Origin of the sequence: Nocardiopsis sp. B62, from assembly GCF_018070675.1 — a bacterium.
GTDB classification, from domain to species: domain Bacteria; phylum Actinomycetota; class Actinomycetes; order Streptosporangiales; family Streptosporangiaceae; genus Nocardiopsis; species Nocardiopsis prasina.
Genome location: NZ_JAGPXK010000020.1, coordinates 37,206 through 53,319 on the forward strand (window position 1 = coordinate 37,206; position 16,114 = coordinate 53,319).

Genomic DNA, 16,114 nt, shown 5'->3' on the forward strand with positions numbered 1-16,114 from the left:
CCCTCCACCATCACGGCGGCGCCGAACCACCCCGGTGGGCGCCTACTTCTTGTCGCCCGCGACCATGGCCACGACGCCGATGATGAGCCACAGGGCCAGCCCCACACCGAGTCCCGCCCAGAGACCGCCGAACAGGCCGCCGATGATGGCGAAGTCGGTGATCACGGACACGATGTAGCTCACCACGGCGGTGGCGCCACCGCCGAGGATCGCCGGTGCGCTCGCGTAGCGGAACGGGTAGGCGGCGGCCCAGCGGCGGCCGCGGCGGTCGCCCTTCTTGCTCAGCACGCCGCCGACCCCGCCAATCAGGGCGAAGAAGAAGATTCCGGTGGTCACGGCGGCCGGGATGCCGGCCAGTCCGAAGTTGGCGAGGAAGGAGAGGGCACCGGCCACGGTGCCGCCGACAACGGACGCCCCCCACGGCCAGATCATCGTCGCCGAGGCGACGGGAGTGAATGCGTTACCGCGCTCCAGCGTCATGTTCACAGCTCCAGTCGAATCGCGTGGCGCCCACTCTTCGCAGGGCCGTCCCCTCCAGCATGCGGGGTCGGGGCGGTCAAGCACATCAGGGCCCGTCCCTGACTTACCCCCGAGACGGTGTTCTGGCACCTGGCACGCGGGGGAAGCCGAGACGAATCATCCCAGAACCGTGTGGTCGCCGCCTCTGCCGAGTCCAACGATCGACGGGGCCCGGAAGTGCCCGCCTCACGGGGATCGCGCTCCTCACTGCCCCGACCTGGGGTGTCAGTGTTCGCACGGGTGCGCGGCGGGCTCTGGGAGTCCTCGGAGCGTCGCGTCCTCGAACGACTCGAAGGACACGCCCCCGCTCGTCGGGCACTCCTCAGGACCCGGGTCGGTCGTCGGAGGGAGGATGGGTCCATGTCGACCGTCCATGAGAACTACCGTGCCGCGGCCCGGCCCCTCGGTGAGCTCCTGCGCACCGTGCGCGGCGACCGCTGGTCCGACCCCTCGCCCTGCGAGGGGTGGTCCGCCGCCGACGTCGTACGCCACCTGATCGGAACCCAGAGGTCGTTCCTCGAGGGCGTTGGGGTCGCGCTCCCGGACGTCCCCGACGTGGACGACGATCCGGCCGAGGCCTGGACCGTCCACGAGAGGGTGATGCTCGACCTGCTCTCTGATCCCGAGGTCACGGAGAGGTCCTACGAAGGCATGTTCGGCACGACCACCGTCGCCCGGACCCTCGACACCTACTACGTGTTCGACATGATCGCCCACCGTTGGGACGTCGCCCGGGCCGTCGGCGGCGACACCGAGCTCACCGAGGCGGAGGTCGACCGTCTGGAGGCGGCTCTGGAGACCTTCGGCGAGCACGCGTACATGGAGGGGGTGTTCGTGCGGGGCCCCGAGGCGCCGCCCGGGGCCTCTCGGCAGGAGCGCGTCCTCGCGAGGATGGGCCGGGGCGTGTAGCCGGTTCAGTGGAGGGGCCCCGGGGCAGGCCGGACTCCCCGGTCCCGTTCGGGGTGTCGGCACGAACGTGGTCTCCTGCGTGGGGTGTCGGGCAACACCGCCGTCTCCGGGCTCGTCCGGCGGTCGATCGGTGCGACGACTGGGAGTGGCGTGCGTGGGTGTGGGCGTGGGCACCTCTGGCACCCTCCCGCACCCTTATCCGCCCGGCGGGGAGGGACCTCCGCCCAGGGCGGAGACGGAACGGGCGGTGCTGGCCGCGCCACGCCGTCGCGCGTCGGAGCCTCCGAAGCGGTGACCGCCCGCAGGACGGCCGGGGAAGCCCAGGACACCCCCGGCCCTGCGCCTACGCCGTCGCCGAGCGCAGATCGGCGCTCAGGTGCGGCCAGGCGGAACGGAAGGCGGGCAGCAGCGGGAGGTTTTCGGCGGCGTCCACCTGGACCCACCGGATCTCCTTGCTCTCCGAGTTCCCCGGCCGGAACGGGGTGAGGGCCGGTACCCGCAGCAGGAACGTGTCGTAGCGCCACACGGACAGGTCCTGCTCGTGGCGACCCAGGACCGTGTACTCCCCGAGGTCACCGGAGACCTCCTCACAGAACTCGCGCACGGCCGCCTCGAGCGGGGTCTCGTCCCGGTTGCGGGCCCCGCCGGGGATCCCCCAGGTGCCGCCCATGTGCGTCCAGCCCGCCCGGTGCTGGAGCAGGACGTGGCCGGATCCGGTCACGTCGGTGGCGTACAACAGCAGTCCGGCGGCGCCGAACCGCCCCCACCTGCGGGATCCGTCGGCCAGCTCCACCCAGCCGTTCCCGTCGACCTCCTGCATCAAGCCCTCCAACCAGAGCTGTCGCTCGTTTCCCACGATCAGGGTCCTGCGGCCCACGGCGCTGTGGACAACCGGAGTCCACCGAGACCATTCCCGCTGCTCTCTTGAACCTACGGCGCGCACGACCTCTTCCGCAGCCTCCCGGAACCTCTACTCGTGAACGCCCGCGGCCCAGCCATGAGCCGCGGGGTTTCCCAGCCGTGCGTCCACACCGCCGGATGCTCACCACACGTGCCTCTTCCGCGGACTGGTCGCCCTTACCGACGCCAATCCCACCCTTTCCCTGGCAGGGCTCGGTCTCACCCTCCTCGTCACCCCGATCACCTCCCTCGTCACGTTCCAGCTGCCCGGACAGGACCGCCGATGACGGACGTCGGACCGGGCGCGGAGGTCGTCCGTCGCAGGCGGAACGGGTCCGCGAACCGGGGTCGACGCCTCGAGATCTCCTCCTGGGCGGGCCTGAACGTGACCGAAAGAGGACAGTGCGAACGTCCCGGCGCGGGGAAGGATTTCGGTGCCCGGTACCGTGACGGCCGAGGGTTCGAGGGGCCAAGGAAGGGCCGGAAATGTTCGCGGGAGCGCCTGTGGGGGTAGGAGAGGTAACCGTGCCCCTTGGTGTGGGGCCGTTCCCCGCCGCCGTTCGTATTTCCGAAAGCCGCCTCCACTTCCCAGCCCGCCTTCAAGGGGTGTCGAGAATCCGGTGATTCGTGTTCGCGCGGTGACGGGAAGCGGTGGGGCGACGCTGGGGAGTTCGCGGCGGCACGAGAAGTGAACAACGGGTAGCGGCGTTGTGACCTTGGGTTTTCCGCTCGGGATTGAAAGCCGGTTGAAAGCGGAGCGGAAGAGGATCTCTCTAGTGTGGTGCACGTTCGTCGGATCGGTAGCTGCGTGAGGACGGCTCGCAGCTTCCAGTGCGTCCGGCGTCCGTCGGACACATGCCATCCGTGGCGTAGCTGAGGCGGCAGCGCCACGGATGGCGGCTCCGTCGGAAGGGGGTTCCCCTTGATGCTTCGTAGACGACGTAGGGCGACTCTCAGGCTCTACGCGAGTGCCGTACGCAAAGGAGTCCGAGTGCCCGAGATGCTGACAGTCAACGAGCAGTTCGACGCGATCGTCGGCGGTGTCCGACGCGAAGTCAGCGGCGACAAGATGGATCCGTACCGCGAGCCCACTCCTCAGCCCAAGCCGGCCGAGGAGAAAGACAAGAAGGGCGAGGGCCAAGGAGACAAAGACGGGAAGTAGCCTTCCCGGCCGTCGTGCCAACGCCCCGAGTATGAGTTCGAGGGGGATACTCGGGGCGTTCTCGTGCTCGACGGCGCTGGCCATGACCACACAGGCTTGTAGGGTTGGCCCTTGTGGAATTCGGCGTGCTTGGTCCAATCGCCGCGTGGTCCGAAGGCCGACCTGTGGCGGTTGGCGGGCCTCGCCAGTCGTGCGTGCTGGGAGTCCTGCTCGTCCATCTCGGGCGAGAGGTCACTGTCGACCAACTGATCTCCTGCCTGTGGAGTGACCGACCCCCGCGTACAGCACGATCAGTCATCCAGGTGCAGGTCTCGCACCTTCGCCGTGTGTTCCCCGGGATGATCAGAACCACCCCTGGCGGCTACCTTGCCGACATCGCCCCGGAGAAGGTGGATCTCCACCGGTTTCGCGCACTGCGCGACCAGGCCGAGACACTGCCCCCCGAGAAGAGTCTCGAGGCGTGGCAAGCGGCCCTGGACTGTTGGAGGGGCGTCCCCTTCTCGGGTGTCGGCTCTGATGATCTCTACTACACGCTGGTACAGCCGCTGCTGGAAGAACGGTGGGCCGCGGCGACCTCCTGGGCGACGAACGCCATCTCCGTCAAGCGCTTCGCGGAGGTGGTCTCCTACCTGACGCCCCTGGTCCGTTCGGAGCCTCTGCGAGAGCGGTCCCACCACTTGCTGATCTCCGCCCTGTGGCACAGCGGGGAGCGTGCCACCGCGTTGAGTGTCTATGAGGACTTCCGCCTGCGGCTCGCAGACGAGTTGGGTGTCCGCCCCGGGGCCGACCTTGTGGACCTGCACGCACGGATCCTCCAGGACGAAGAGGACAACACGACACCGTCGGGCCGGGGCCGGGCAGAGCGCGACGCTCCTGCTGGTGACACGCTCGTACCGGGTGAGTTCGTGGTGCGCAACGACCTTCCGAGAGACATACCCGATCTCTCCGGCAGGGACGACGTCCTGGACTACCTGCGGGACTTCACGGGGGAGGGTGGCGCGGGGGCCATGGTCTGCGCGGTGACAGGCAGCGGTGGTAGCGGTAAGACCACTGTCGCCGTGCGGGCCGGGTACACCCTGGTGGATCGCTTTCCAGATGGTCAGCTCTTCATCGACCTGCATGGATACACAGCGAACAAGGAGCCGCTGGGGGCGTTCGAAGCCCTGGGCAGCCTGCTCCGAGCGGTGGGGGTGAAGCCCGAGCGGGTCCCGGACAGCCTCGACGAGAGGTCCGCCCTGTGGCGTGCGATGCTCATGAGCCGTCGGCTCCTCCTCATCCTGGACAACGCGCGTAGCTACGCCCAGGTGAGCCCCCTCCTCCCCTCGTCCTCGGGTTGCCTGGTCCTCATCACCAGTCGGAACGATCTCGCCGGACTGAACGGCGCCCGGTATCTGCCACTGTCGATGCTCTCGGAGACGGCGGCCATCGAATTCCTCACCCTCGTGCTGGGCGAGGAGCGGGTGAGGAAGAGCCTGGATCACGCGGTCCAGGTGGTGCGGACCTGTGGCGGCATGCCACTCGCGCTGAGGGTCATCGCCGGTCGCATGCTGAGTCGACCCCGTTGGACCTTCGAACACGTGGCACGTCGGCTCTCCGACCAGAATCGGATGCTCCGCGAACTCCAGGTCGACGGTCGGAGCGTCGAGGCTGCGATAGGGCTCTCCTACTGGAGCCTGGGACCCGACCAGCGACGTGCCTTCCTCTTCCTGGGCCTCGCGGTGGGCAGGACACTGGACCTCCAAGGCGCCGCGGCGCTCCTGGGATCCGAGCTCGAGGACGCCGACGACCTGCTCCAGGAATTGGTGAGTGTCTGTCTCATCGAAGAGCCACGTGGTGACGTCTACCGCTTCCACGATCTGCTGGCCGAGTTCGCCCGCCAACGGGCGGAGCAGGAACTGTCCGCCTCCGAGGCGAGCGACGCGCGTCTGCGCCAGGCCGAGTACTTCATGACCACAGCCCAACAGGCCGCGGACCTTCTGGGACCCAGAGCGCACGGCGGGTCCGACGGCGGCGGAGGTTCGCGGTATCGCTGGACAATGACCGAACGCTCGGAAGCGGAGGCCTGGTTCGAGGTCCACCAGGACAACATCGCCGACGTCGTCGATTTCTACGCCTCTCAGGGAAACGGCGAGGACGCATGGCGCATGGCCGACGCGGTGTGGCGCTTCTACGCCCTTCGAGGCCAGATGGGGCTCCTGCTCTCCTCCCACGAAAAGGCCCTGGCCATCAGTCGGCGTCAGGGAAACCAGCGGGGCAGCGCGGTGACACTCATCGGTCTGGGTATCGCCCACTACATGACCAGCAGATTCGACACGGCACTCGAACTGCTGAAGGAGGCCCATGTCGTCCTGGCGCGCATCGGCGACCGCAGGGGAGTGGTGCGGGCCCTTGCCAACCTGGGACTCGTGTACGAGCGGCTCGGGCGGATCCACGAGTCCGCGGAGTGTCTCAACGGCGTCCTCGAGCAGGCCGTCCTGCTGAAGGATCAGAGGCTGGAGGCCCTCCAGCGGGGGAATCTCGGAGTTCTCTACCTGGAGCTCGGGGACCACAGCAAGGCTCTCGAAATGGGGGAGCAGGTCTTCTCCATGGGGGAGAAGGACGAGCTCAAAGGCGCGCGTGCCCACTCGATGAGGATCATCGGAGAGGCCAGGACGGGTCTGGGCGATGTCGAAGGGGCATTGCAGGCCCTGCGCAGCGCGTTGGAGCTCACCCGGGAACTCGGTCTGCGCGGAAAGGAGGTCTACGTGCACAACTCTTTCGGGACGGCCTACCGAGTCGCCGGTCGCTGGGACGAGGCGATTCGTGCGCACAAGGACGCCTTGGAACTTGCGGAGACGAGGGAGAGCCACAACGGCTCCGCCGAGATCCTCGCGGACCTGGGAATCACCTATGCTGCCGCCTCACGTCATGAGGAGGCCGCCGAGACGCTCACCCAGGCCCTCGTCAACGCGAGTGAGCGCGGCGAGCGCTACACCGAGGCCAGGGCCGCACTGGGGCTCGGGAGGCTGCCCGCGCCGGTGGTCGACGCCGAGCGCGCGCGGTCGCTGCTCACCGACGCCCTCCACGCCTTCGAGGAGATGGGGCTGCCCGAGGTCGACCAGGCGCGGGAAGCGCTCAAGGACCTCTGAGCCCCACTTCCGTGGTCGCCGTTCAGTCCCGCGAACCTTCGCCGCCGTGGCCGATCGGGCACGTCGGTCTCGTGGACTTCGACGCCTTCGACGGCTTCGTCGGCTTCCAGCCGCCGTTCTTCCTCATCGACCTCAGGTACAGGGTCGAGGGCAGACTCCGGACGGCCTTCGGGAGGCGCGGGTACACCCTGCGGGTCAGGCGGATCAGGCGCTCGAAGCGGCGCTGGCGCGCCTCGGACCAGGGGATTCCGAACTGTTCGCGCAGCTCCGGTTCCAACAGGCCACCGCTCAGGAACCGCTGTGTCTCGCACATGGGCCACAGAAGCCGGTTGTTCGGGCGGAACAAGCCCTCGGACAGGCCCACGGCGTCCGGGCCGACCTCCAGGCGGGCGTAGGCGTTCTCCCAGTACTCCGAGAACTCCTCGAGGCTTTGGGGCCACCATTCCTGGGGCAGGCCGAGTGCGGTGGCGTACACCGAGGTCTCACGCAGGAACTGGGCGTGTTCCTCCTCGGTCAGTTCGGTGACGGTCATCTCGTACACGCGCACCGCGCTGTGGTACAGCGTCGCGCCGATCCACATGAGCAGTTCGGGGTCGAGGGCGTCGTAACCCGGCCCGCGAACCCTGCGGTGCACGGCGCGCACGATCGCCTGGACGCGTTCGCGCTCCTCCGGCGTGCCCAGAGCGGTTCCGTAGACGTAGTAGAGAGTGCCGCGCAGCCGGTCGAGAGGGCGCGCGGCGAAGTCGCTGTGCTCGGCCACTCCTCGGGCGACGCTCGGGTGGGCGACCTGAAGCAGAATCGCGTAACCGGCTCCGGCGAGGATGCTGGCCTCTGTGTTGAGCCGCCTGAGAACAGGCGGGGCGTGGGATAGGTCCATGCCTGGATCGTAGGGCAGCGCCCAGCTTCGTCGCAGGTGACGCGCCCACCCTGGTATATGGCGCTTCCTCCGCGTTCGTCTCGACCGGCCCTCCGTACCGCCCTTCCGGAGCCAGGGGGCACCCGGTCGGGCCCTAGCCGGAACCGAGCCGACCCACGGCACGGGACACGTCTCGAGCCAGTCCGACACGTTCCAGGGCGTCGGTGCTGTCGACGTACTGGTCGACGGCGCCCACCGGCGGCAGACCGACGAGCGCGGGGTCCCTGACTTCTTCGAGCAGGGCCCTGGTGAAGCGTGCGGCGTCAAGGACGGGGTACGGCCGCGAGTGGAACGGGCGGGGCTCGGGGGACAGCTCCTCCGCCAACCCGGTCCGGTTCTGCCAGGCCGCGACCATCCGGCACGCCTCGGCCAGGTCGTGCTGAGGGTCGGGCGCGGAGAGCACCCCGCGCAGTACGGGGCCCACCTCGGCCGCCTCGGGCAGCGCGGAGAAGGCCGACCCCAACCACTTGGAGTAGGGCGGGTAGCGGCGCGCGAGCAGCAGGCACAGGCGCATGAGGTCGCGAACCAGACGTGCGGCGACCACCCGTGCTCCGAGTTCGTCACCGGTCTCCGCACATCGTCCCACGAAAGGCTCCTCCTGGGCGATTCGCAGCCACTGACAGGCCAGTACGTATCGCCAGACGTCGGTGGGGTACCAGCGCAGGGTCCGGCGCGCGGCGGTGAGCTCCCCGACGCCGTCGTGGAACACGGCACCGGCGACAGCCCCCGCCAACCGTTGGGTCGGGGTCGCCAGCCAGTCTGCGGTGGTCACCTCGGCGTTCGGGTCGAAGCCCAGCCACTCGGTGAACCAGGCGCCGGGTTCGACCACGTTCACCAGGTGCCGCCCGCCGGGGCCGTCGGCGAGTCGGTGCACCCCGGGGTCGTCGGGTGCCGGTTCGTACCGCGTGGGCCAACCGCGCACCCGTCGGGGCAGGCCCTCCTCCAGGAGCGCCCGGACACGCTCGTGGTCGTCAGGGACGAACAGTTGCAGGCGCGGCCCCCAGTCGTGGTCGGTGGAGCGGGCGGTGTCCAGGCCCAGCACCTCGGAACCCGCGCCCACCAGGGCCGCGGCGTGGGGGATCCCGTGCAGGAGGGGGGCCACCCCCTCCTCGTAGAGGGCGCGCGACAACTCCAGCCCGGGCAGGAACGGACGGTCCGCCTCAGGGGGAGGGGATGCCTCAGGGGGAGGGGGCGCCCCGTGTCCTGCTGGCGAGGGAGGGGGAGGCGGGGGTGTCTGGTCGGTCATCCGTGATCACTCCGTTCTCGTGGCCGGGCGAGGCCCGTGCCCTGGCACTCGGCTCGGCCGCCACAGCGCGCCGAGGCCTCCGGCCCGGCGTCCGCGCTCCGTTCTGCCACTCACCACGGACCCTGTCCACGGCTTTTCTGACGAATCGCCCCCGCCGTCCGCACGGAAGGGGGAAGGTGAATGTCACCTTCGGGTGAGGTCTGGTGGAACGACGTTCGGGTCGACCACTTGGTCCAGTCCGTGAGCGGCAGACCGGTCCCGCGCCGCGATGATCATCGGCCCTGTTCGGGCCGCCGGACCTGCGGCGCGGCCACCAGTACCAGTGCCCGTGCCGCCGCCGCTGGGCCCTTCCACTGGTACGGGTGCCACTCCGCACCCACTGGTAACAGGGATCTTGACGAGGGGTGACAACCTCTTTACCGTCCTCGGTACTGGGTGGACGGAGGTTCCCGAAACCCACGGGAACGTCCCCGGGCAACCCCCCGCTCGGGCTCGCGGAAATAACCGGCCGTGAGTGCGTTCCACCCGCCCTGGTCCGGAGACGGTCCGGGTCACCCCGCTACGGCCCCCCAGGGTCGTGACCCAGCAGAAGGGCTCCCTCATGAGCATCAGCAGCAAGATCCGCTCGACCGCGGCCGTCGGTGCCGCCACCGCCCTGGCCTTCACGTTGATGCCCGCGGGCACCGCCAGCGCCCACGGCTACATCAACAACCCGCCCAGCCGCCAGGCGCAGTGCGCCGCCGGAACGGTCTCCTGTGGGCCGATCCAGTGGGAGCCGCAGAGCGTTGAGGGCCCCAAGGGTCTGATGAGCTGTTCTGGAGGCAACGCCGCCTTCTCCGAGCTGGACGACGACAACTACGGCTGGGACGTCACCCCGGTCGGCGACTCCGTCACCTTCGACTGGACGATCACCGCCCGGCACTCGACCAGCACGTGGGAATACTTCATCGACGGTCAGCAGATCGAGAGCATCGACGACGGCGGTGCGCAGCCGCCGGCGAACTTCTCCCACACCGTCGACCTGTCGGGCTACAGCGGTGAGCAGACGGTGCTGGCCCGCTGGAACGTGGCCGACACCCCGATGGCCTTCTACGTCTGCGTCGACCTCAACGTCGGCGCCGCCTAGGCACGTGCGGGTTCACCTCCGTACGCCGTGACGCCCCGACCCCCGGGCGTCACGGCGCTCCGCCCCGGTCCGGCCCCCGGTCCGGGGCTTTCGCGTTCCCGGATCCCGGGCTTCGGGGGCACAGGTTCCTCGTTTGTGGTGTTCCAGTTGGCCGGAGTAGGCCGATTTCTGCCTGTCCGGTGCTCGTGCCCGGTTTCGCCGGTGGCGCCGTGAGAACATTCGACGGGTCAGGACTCACGTACTCGTGGACGGACCCTCCGCATGGGACACCCCCTCCCACCGCCCCAACCAGGCCATCAGGGGCACCAGGGGCAGCCCCCGCCCCACTTCGGCCACCAGAACCCACCGGGCCGGCCGCCGGGGCAGCCGCCGCCTCCCCAGGGCACTCCCGGGCATCCCGGCCCCCAGGGATTCCCCAGCCAACCCCCGGTACCCCGGCGCCGCCCCCGGACCGCACTCACGGTGGCACTCACCGCCGCCGTCACGCTCGCCGTAGCGGGTTCCTTCACGTGGGTGGTCTCCGACACCACCGCCTCCTCCGCGCGGATCAGTCCCGCGAGCGGACTGCCGACCGACGACCCCTGCGCGGTCGTCAGTGACCGGACCCTCGCTTCGATGGACGGCGAGGCCGAACGCTGGTCCACGAGCACCTACTCCAACAGCTGCATCTGGAACGTCACCATGGCGGAGAATGACGACGTCCGCCTCTCCCTCAGCCGACACGTGCCGCTCTCCTCGAGTGACGCCGCCCTGCGTGAGGAACGCGAACCGCAAGGGCTGGACGTACCCGCCGATGCCGACGAGCTCTTCGCATTGACAGTGGAGAGCGCCAGCGACGCATCGAACGTCCAGCAGGGCGAGGTCACGGACACCTGGGATCGGCCGCTGCGGTTCGGAGACGAGGGATCGCTCGTCCTCACCAACATCCAGATCGGTGGAGGGAGGGACTCACACCTCCAGCGGGTGAACCTCGTCGTGCGCGAGGGCCGCCTGGTGAGTGAGTTCCTGTTCCAGCTCTCCGACTCCACCGAGATCGATCTGGACGAGGCGGAGGACCTCCTCGCCGACGTGGCCGCAGACGCCTTCGGGTGACTCTTCCGACAGGCGCACGGGCGTCGTACAGAACCAGGAGGACAGCCGTGTACAACGGCCCCCCACAGCAGTACCCCCCACAGCAGTACCCACCACAGCAGTTCCCACCACAGACCCACGGTCCGGGAGTCCCCGGCCAGGGACCCCAGGGACCCCAGGGTCCCACGGGCCCTCCCCGCGGTCCGGGTGGCCCGTCCCCGGCCAACGGCCCTGGCACCCCACGGCGCCGCACGGGCCGAATCATCGCGATCACCGTCGCGGCTACCCTCGCGGTCTACGGCCTTGCGGCCGGAGGCGTCTGGGCGGTTACTTCGACGACGGCATCGGCCCCGCTCGGCCCCGACGTCAACGAGCTGCCGCCCATAGATCCGTGCGCGGTGCCCAGCGGGTCAGAGCTTCGTTCTGTCAGCGCCGCACTGGCTTCCGCGTCGCACACCAGGATCGACTCCGTGTGTGTCTGGAGCGCGGAGTTCGCCAACGGAACTTTGGGGTCCCTCCGGGTCGCCTACAGCCTCCCCTGGGGCGATGACGGACCGAATGGAGGCGTCGAGGAAGCCCAGCGCGATTTCGAGGAGAAGCGTGAGTCCCTGGCCGAGGGCTACAGCAGTGCCTACCGCCTGGTCCAGGAGGCGCGTGCTCTCGAGATCGGCGACGAGTCGTTCGTGACGCACTTCCTCGAAGGTAGTGAGGAACAGGGCAGCGTGGCCCAGGTACACGTCCGGGACGCGGAGTACCTGGTCGAGGTCACCCTCAGGGAGGTGTGGGAGGACCAGCCCAGCGGGGTCGACTTCACCCTCGGCGAGGAGGTCCTCATCTCGATCGCCGAACGTGCCGTCGACCGGCTGGAGGACTACGGACGCGACTAGGGCGACCCCGCGGATGCCGTCGTCACCGGTCGCACGCGCTGCCCCGTGCCCGGCCCGAGCTCCGGGCGGCGGTCGGCGCAGCGCGTGCGGTCCTCGAACGCCTTCGCGTAGCGCAGCAGCTCCACGTCCCGGTAGTGGTCCACGGAGAGCTGGAAGCCCACCGGGAGCCCGGACTTGGTGAACCCCGCCGGGAGCGCCAGGACGGGCAGCCCCGTCGCGGAGAGCGCGCACGCCGAGCGCATCCAGTCCAGGTAGGTCGTGGACTCCACTCCGTTGATCGCGGTCGGGTAACGCAGCCGGGCGTCGAAGGGCTCCACCTGGGCGGCGGGGCTGACCAGGAGGTCGTAGCGGGTGTGGAAGGCCCGGACGGCGGCGGCCAGCCGGGTCCGCGCGGCCGTCGCGGCGATGATCTCCCGTGCGCCCAGCGCCCATCCGGCCTCGACGTTCCAGACCACCTCGGGCTTGACCAACTCCGGCAGATCGCGCACCACGGGCCCCAGAGCGGCGGCGAAGTCGAGGGCTCGGGTGGTGCGGAAGACCTCGTCCGCCCCGCTGAGGTCCGGAGCGGCCTCCTCGACGATGGCCCCCGCCTCCTCGAAGACACGCAGCCGTCCCTCCAGGACCTCCAGCACCTCCGGTTCCACGGGCAGACCAAGTCCGAGGTCCGGGCTCCAGGCGACCCGTACCCCGCGCAGGTCCCCGAGCATCGGCCCGGCGAAGTCGGCTCCGGTGACCGGTGCCGGAGGCTGGACCCGGGGCGAGGGCCCGGCGACGGCGGACATGAACAGCGCGATGTCGGACACCTCGCGGGCCATCGGGCCGGTGCGGGTCAGCCACGCCCAGTCGTTGCCCGCGGCCGGCGCCGGGATCACCCCGTGGGAGGGACGCAGCCCCACCACACCGCAGAACGACGCCGGGATGCGCAGCGACCCACCCATGTCCGACCCCTCACCCAGGGGCTGGATCCCGGTGGAGACGGCTGCGGCCAGGCCACCGGACGAGCCGCCCGCGCTCAGTTCCGGGTCGTAGGGGTTGGTGGTCGTCCCGAAGACGTCGTTGAAGGTGTGCGAACCCGCGCCGAACTCCGGGACGTTGCTCTTGCCCGTGGAGACGACGCCCGCGTCCCTCAACCTGGAGATGATCGCGTCGTCCTCGGCGGGCACGTGGTCGGCGAGGAGCCGGGAGCCGCTGGTGCTGCGCATCCCGGCCACCGCGTGGGTGTCCTTGTGGGTCATCGGCAGCCCGTGCAACGGAGGAAGCGCGGCTCCGGACACGGTGCGCTGATCAGCGGCCCCGGCGGCGTCCCGGGCCCGTTCCGGATCCAGGGTGACCACGGCGTTGACTGCCGGGTTCACCTCCTCGATCCGTTCCAGGTGCGCGTCGAGCGCCTCCCGGGCGGAGACCTCGCGGCGGCGGATCGCCGCCACCAGGGCGGTCGCGGACATCAGCTGGATCTCGTTCATGGTGGCGCACTGGCTCCTTCTGCGGTCTCCGCCGGTTCCGTGGCGCCCAGTCTCCGGTGCGGTCCGCGGGTTCGGGAACCTCCCCTCGGTGGATTCGTCGTGGTTTTTCGGGAAACGACCACACGGGGGCTCACTCCCGCCCCGGATCGCGAAGGAAGGCCTCCGCATGACCAGCCCGACCGACACCGTCCTGTCCGGACTCGACACCGGGCGCGCGCACCGGATCTACCGGCACCTGCACGCCCACCCCGAACTCTCCATGCGGGAGTACGCCACCGCCGACTTCGTCGCGGCCGAACTGGACGACATCGGAATCGGGAACTTCCGTTGCGGAGGCACCGGCGTGGTCGGTGTCATCCGCAACGGGGAGGGGCCGGTGGTGGCCTTCCGCGCCGACACGGACGGGCTGCCCATCGCCGAGGACACCGGGCTGGAGTACGCCAGCACGGTCACCGGAACGCTGGAGGACGGCACCACGGTGCCGGTCATGCACGGTTGCGGGCACGACACCCACGTCACGTCCCTGCTGACCGCCGCCCGCGCGCTGGTGTCCCACCCGGAAGCCTGGTCCGGGACCCTCGTGCTGGTCTTCCAACCCGGAGAGGAGGTCGCGGCCGGTGCGCGGGCGATGGTCGACGACGGCCTGTGGGAGCGCGCACCCGTGCCCGAGGTCGTCCTGGGCCAGCACGTCATGCCGCTCCGGACCGGGACCGTCAACATCTCCCACGGGGTCGCGATGGCCATGGCCGACGCCCTGCGGGTGACGGTGTACGGCAAGCAGTCCCACGGCTCGCGGCCGCAGTCCTCCATCGACCCGATCGTCCTCGGGGCGCACATGATCGCCCGGTTGCAGACGATCGTCTCCCGCGAACTCGACCCGCGCACCCCGGCCGTGGTCACCTCGGGGACCTTCCACGCGGGCCTGAAGGAGAACATCATCCCGGACCGCGCGGAGTTCACCCTGAACATCCGCACGTTCGAACCCGAGGTCCGCGACCAGGTGCTCTCCGCCGTGCGGCGGATCGTCTCTGGTGAGGCCGCGGTCTCGGGAGCTCCGGAGCCGCTGGTCGAGGAGATCTACGCGTTCCCGAGCTGCCACAACGACCCGGCCCAGGCCGCACGCGTCGAGGCGGCGCTCAGGGCCGGACTGGGGGAGGGGAACGTGTCCGTCTCCGAACCGGTGATGGGCAGCGAGGACTTCGGCCACCTGGCGGAGGCCATCGGGGTGCCCTCGGTCTTCTGGATGTTCGGGGGGTTCGACCTGACCCCGGGCGAGGAGGCCCCGGTCAACCACTCCCCGCACTTCGGCCCGGTCATGGAACCGACGCTCACCACCGGAACCCGGGCCGCCGTCACCGGAATCCTGGCCTACCTCGGAACCGATCCACGAGGCTGACGGGCGGGTCCGGACGGCGGACCCACCCCGGACACGACGAAGGCGGGTCCCGTGGGACCGGCCTTCGTGCTCTGCCGGGGTGGCGGGATTTGAACCCACGACCTCTTCCCGTACCGGGGCCCTGCGATGGACTGTGAACGGACCCCGGAAACCGTCCCTGACCTCGACGTTAGTCCCGGTCGGTTCCCACCGCTTCCGGGCCCCTCTCGCAGCCATGTGCACTGAATGTGCATTGCTCTCGCCCCAGCCACAGGACGTCCACTACGGGTGAGCTGGCCTGTCTCGCACGCCTGAACCATGCTCCCTCAGCCCCGGTCTTCGGCAACCATCATCTTCGGTCCGGGGTGCCCGATGGCGCCGGGGTCGGCCACCCCAGGCAGTCCGTGTCGCGCCATCGGGTGCCCCGGGACCTGAACACGTCATCGACCATTGGGACCAAATGCCCTGACAGAGGGCTGTGTCCTGAGTCACTATGGAGGTGTCGGGCAGCTTTGGCCCCGCTCGCCGTACGGGCCTGTCCGAGAGACGTTGCGTGCGTGTGGCCAACGGCCGTGCGCTCGGGACCGGGCGGCAGCCCGCAGCTTCGCAACAAAAAGGGCGTCATGGACCTGTGAACCCTTCAGAGGCGGATGAAGAAGGGGGTGATGGCGTTGGGCTGCAACGAGGTCGCGTATCTGCGTAGAGCTTTGTTCGTGGTGGCCGCTAATGCCAGGCCAATTTGGGTAGGTTGATGTTCGGATGCTTCCACCTAACCAATGCCTGCTGATGCTACTGCCACAGACGATTGACAGAAAACCGTGAAAAACGTGGATCCAACTGGAGGCTTAGGCGCCACGCAGGATAGTGTTTGATTCTAGCTTCAAGGAGGGCGTCTTAGCGAAATGCCGGAAATATCACATTTTGATATGGTATTGCTGCACGTGTCGACCAGTAAGAAAAATGCAATCTCTGCTCTTCCTGCAAATGGAGGAAGGTATCCTTTTCCGGTTATACAGCTAATGCAAAGAGTCGCTGTCGATAGGTTATTGCTCGCTGGCGAGCATTTGCGGTCGGGTGATCACTTGCTTTTTGGTTCTCAGTATAGATCTGCGATCGGGCGCCACTACTACGCGATGTATCACGCAGCTAGAGCTGTTGTTTTTGCTGAAAATGGCGGAGACGACTTTGAGCGCCATAGCGTCCTCCCTAGGAATCTTCCCACTTCATTGCCAGATTCGGCGAAATGGGAGACCGAATTGACGGATGCTCGATTGCTGCGGAATAAAGCTGATTATGACATATATCCAATCAACGATTCTGAATGGGAAGGCGACGCTCGGGCGCTTGCGGTGACTTCTGTCAAGTTCCTCCAAACCTGCGAGTCATTTGCTGCGACGAACGGATACATTTGA

The 16,114-nt window shown here is 68.7% G+C and carries 13 protein-coding genes; 8 read left to right on the plus strand and 5 right to left on the minus strand.

Annotation, left to right across the window (positions count from 1 at the left end; genetic code table 11):
- Window positions 1-42: 42 nt before the first annotated feature.
- The gene (locus KBX21_RS19545; protein WP_017546658.1) at window positions 43-480 is read right to left on the minus strand and encodes a hypothetical protein; all 438 of its coding nucleotides are present in this window, start codon (window positions 478-480) and stop codon (window positions 43-45) included.
- Between the two features lie 399 nt (window positions 481-879).
- On the opposite strand from KBX21_RS19545, the gene KBX21_RS19550 reads away from it, so the two are divergent.
- Complete coding sequence (locus KBX21_RS19550; protein ID WP_210842833.1) at window positions 880-1,428, plus strand: TIGR03086 family metal-binding protein; 549 nt, start codon at window positions 880-882, stop codon at window positions 1,426-1,428.
- 343 nt (window positions 1,429-1,771) lie between these two features.
- Here KBX21_RS19550 and KBX21_RS19555 read toward each other — a convergent pair whose 3' ends face one another.
- Entirely contained in the window at window positions 1,772-2,248 is a 477-nt protein-coding gene (locus KBX21_RS19555; RefSeq protein ID WP_210842931.1) for an NUDIX hydrolase, read from the minus strand.
- A gap of 1,071 nt (window positions 2,249-3,319) precedes the next feature.
- On the opposite strand from KBX21_RS19555, the gene KBX21_RS19560 reads away from it, so the two are divergent.
- Both KBX21_RS19560 and KBX21_RS19565 read left to right on the plus strand, forming a co-directional pair.
- Window positions 3,320-3,490, plus strand: a complete 171-nt coding sequence (locus KBX21_RS19560; RefSeq protein ID WP_210842835.1) for a hypothetical protein — start codon at window positions 3,320-3,322, stop codon at window positions 3,488-3,490.
- A 338-nt stretch (window positions 3,491-3,828) separates the two neighbouring features.
- Complete coding sequence (locus KBX21_RS19565; RefSeq protein ID WP_247666010.1) at window positions 3,829-6,618, plus strand: tetratricopeptide repeat protein; 2,790 nt, start codon at window positions 3,829-3,831, stop codon at window positions 6,616-6,618.
- 22 nt (window positions 6,619-6,640) lie between these two features.
- On the opposite strand, the gene KBX21_RS19570 is transcribed toward KBX21_RS19565, so the two are convergent.
- Both KBX21_RS19570 and KBX21_RS19575 read right to left on the minus strand, forming a co-directional pair.
- Window positions 6,641-7,495, minus strand: a complete 855-nt coding sequence (locus KBX21_RS19570; protein WP_210842839.1) for an oxygenase MpaB family protein — start codon at window positions 7,493-7,495, stop codon at window positions 6,641-6,643.
- Window positions 7,496-7,628: 133 nt separating this feature from the next.
- Window positions 7,629-8,780, minus strand: coding sequence for a DUF4037 domain-containing protein (locus KBX21_RS19575; protein WP_210842841.1), 1,152 nt, complete (start codon window positions 8,778-8,780; stop codon window positions 7,629-7,631).
- 601 nt (window positions 8,781-9,381) lie between these two features.
- Here KBX21_RS19575 and KBX21_RS19580 point away from each other — a divergent pair.
- The 3 genes from KBX21_RS19580 (at window position 9,382) to KBX21_RS19590 (ending at window position 11,864) form a co-directional block, all read left to right on the plus strand.
- On the plus strand, window positions 9,382-9,906 hold the full coding sequence (locus KBX21_RS19580; protein WP_049579973.1) for a lytic polysaccharide monooxygenase auxiliary activity family 9 protein: 525 nt from the start codon (window positions 9,382-9,384) through the stop codon (window positions 9,904-9,906).
- Window positions 9,907-10,368: 462 nt separating this feature from the next.
- Window positions 10,369-10,998 carry a hypothetical protein gene (locus tag KBX21_RS19585; protein WP_247666011.1) on the plus strand — a complete coding sequence of 210 codons (630 nt, stop codon included), beginning with the start codon at window positions 10,369-10,371 and terminating at the stop codon, window positions 10,996-10,998.
- Between the two features lie 449 nt (window positions 10,999-11,447).
- Window positions 11,448-11,864: a hypothetical protein gene (locus KBX21_RS19590; protein ID WP_210842845.1), complete on the plus strand. Its 417-nt coding sequence runs from the start codon at window positions 11,448-11,450 to the stop codon at window positions 11,862-11,864.
- On the opposite strand, the gene KBX21_RS19595 is transcribed toward KBX21_RS19590, so the two are convergent.
- The gene (locus KBX21_RS19595; RefSeq protein WP_210842847.1) at window positions 11,861-13,327 is read right to left on the minus strand and encodes an amidase; all 1,467 of its coding nucleotides are present in this window, start codon (window positions 13,325-13,327) and stop codon (window positions 11,861-11,863) included. The genes KBX21_RS19590 and KBX21_RS19595 overlap by 4 nt on opposite strands.
- Before the next feature lie 166 nt (window positions 13,328-13,493).
- Here KBX21_RS19595 and KBX21_RS19600 point away from each other — a divergent pair, with 166 nt between their 5' ends.
- Both KBX21_RS19600 and KBX21_RS19605 read left to right on the plus strand, forming a co-directional pair.
- Window positions 13,494-14,723 carry an amidohydrolase gene (locus tag KBX21_RS19600; protein WP_210842849.1) on the plus strand — a complete coding sequence of 410 codons (1,230 nt, stop codon included), beginning with the start codon at window positions 13,494-13,496 and terminating at the stop codon, window positions 14,721-14,723.
- Window positions 14,724-15,643: 920 nt separating this feature from the next.
- Window positions 15,644-16,114 (plus strand): HEPN domain-containing protein, encoded by a 471-nt coding sequence (locus KBX21_RS19605; protein WP_210842851.1) that lies wholly within the window; start codon window positions 15,644-15,646, stop codon window positions 16,112-16,114.

What these genes read in the sequence shown, in the direction of transcription:
- KBX21_RS19565 (WP_247666010.1), top strand. Translation starts at nt 3,829, where the DNA reads ATGATCAGAACCACCCCTGGCGGCTACCTTGCCGACATCGCCCCGGAG.
- KBX21_RS19580 (WP_049579973.1), top strand. Translation starts at nt 9,382, where the DNA reads ATGAGCATCAGCAGCAAGATCCGCTCGACCGCGGCCGTCGGTGCCGCC.
- KBX21_RS19595 (WP_210842847.1), bottom strand. Translation starts at nt 13,327, where the DNA reads ATGAACGAGATCCAGCTGATGTCCGCGACCGCCCTGGTGGCGGCGATC.
- KBX21_RS19555 (WP_210842931.1), bottom strand. Translation starts at nt 2,248, where the DNA reads ATGCAGGAGGTCGACGGGAACGGCTGGGTGGAGCTGGCCGACGGATCC.
- KBX21_RS19600 (WP_210842849.1), top strand. Translation starts at nt 13,494, where the DNA reads ATGACCAGCCCGACCGACACCGTCCTGTCCGGACTCGACACCGGGCGC.
- KBX21_RS19545 (WP_017546658.1), bottom strand. Translation starts at nt 480, where the DNA reads ATGACGCTGGAGCGCGGTAACGCATTCACTCCCGTCGCCTCGGCGACG.
- KBX21_RS19570 (WP_210842839.1), bottom strand. Translation starts at nt 7,495, where the DNA reads ATGGACCTATCCCACGCCCCGCCTGTTCTCAGGCGGCTCAACACAGAG.
- KBX21_RS19550 (WP_210842833.1), top strand. Translation starts at nt 880, where the DNA reads ATGTCGACCGTCCATGAGAACTACCGTGCCGCGGCCCGGCCCCTCGGT.
- KBX21_RS19575 (WP_210842841.1), bottom strand. Translation starts at nt 8,780, where the DNA reads ATGACCGACCAGACACCCCCGCCTCCCCCTCCCTCGCCAGCAGGACAC.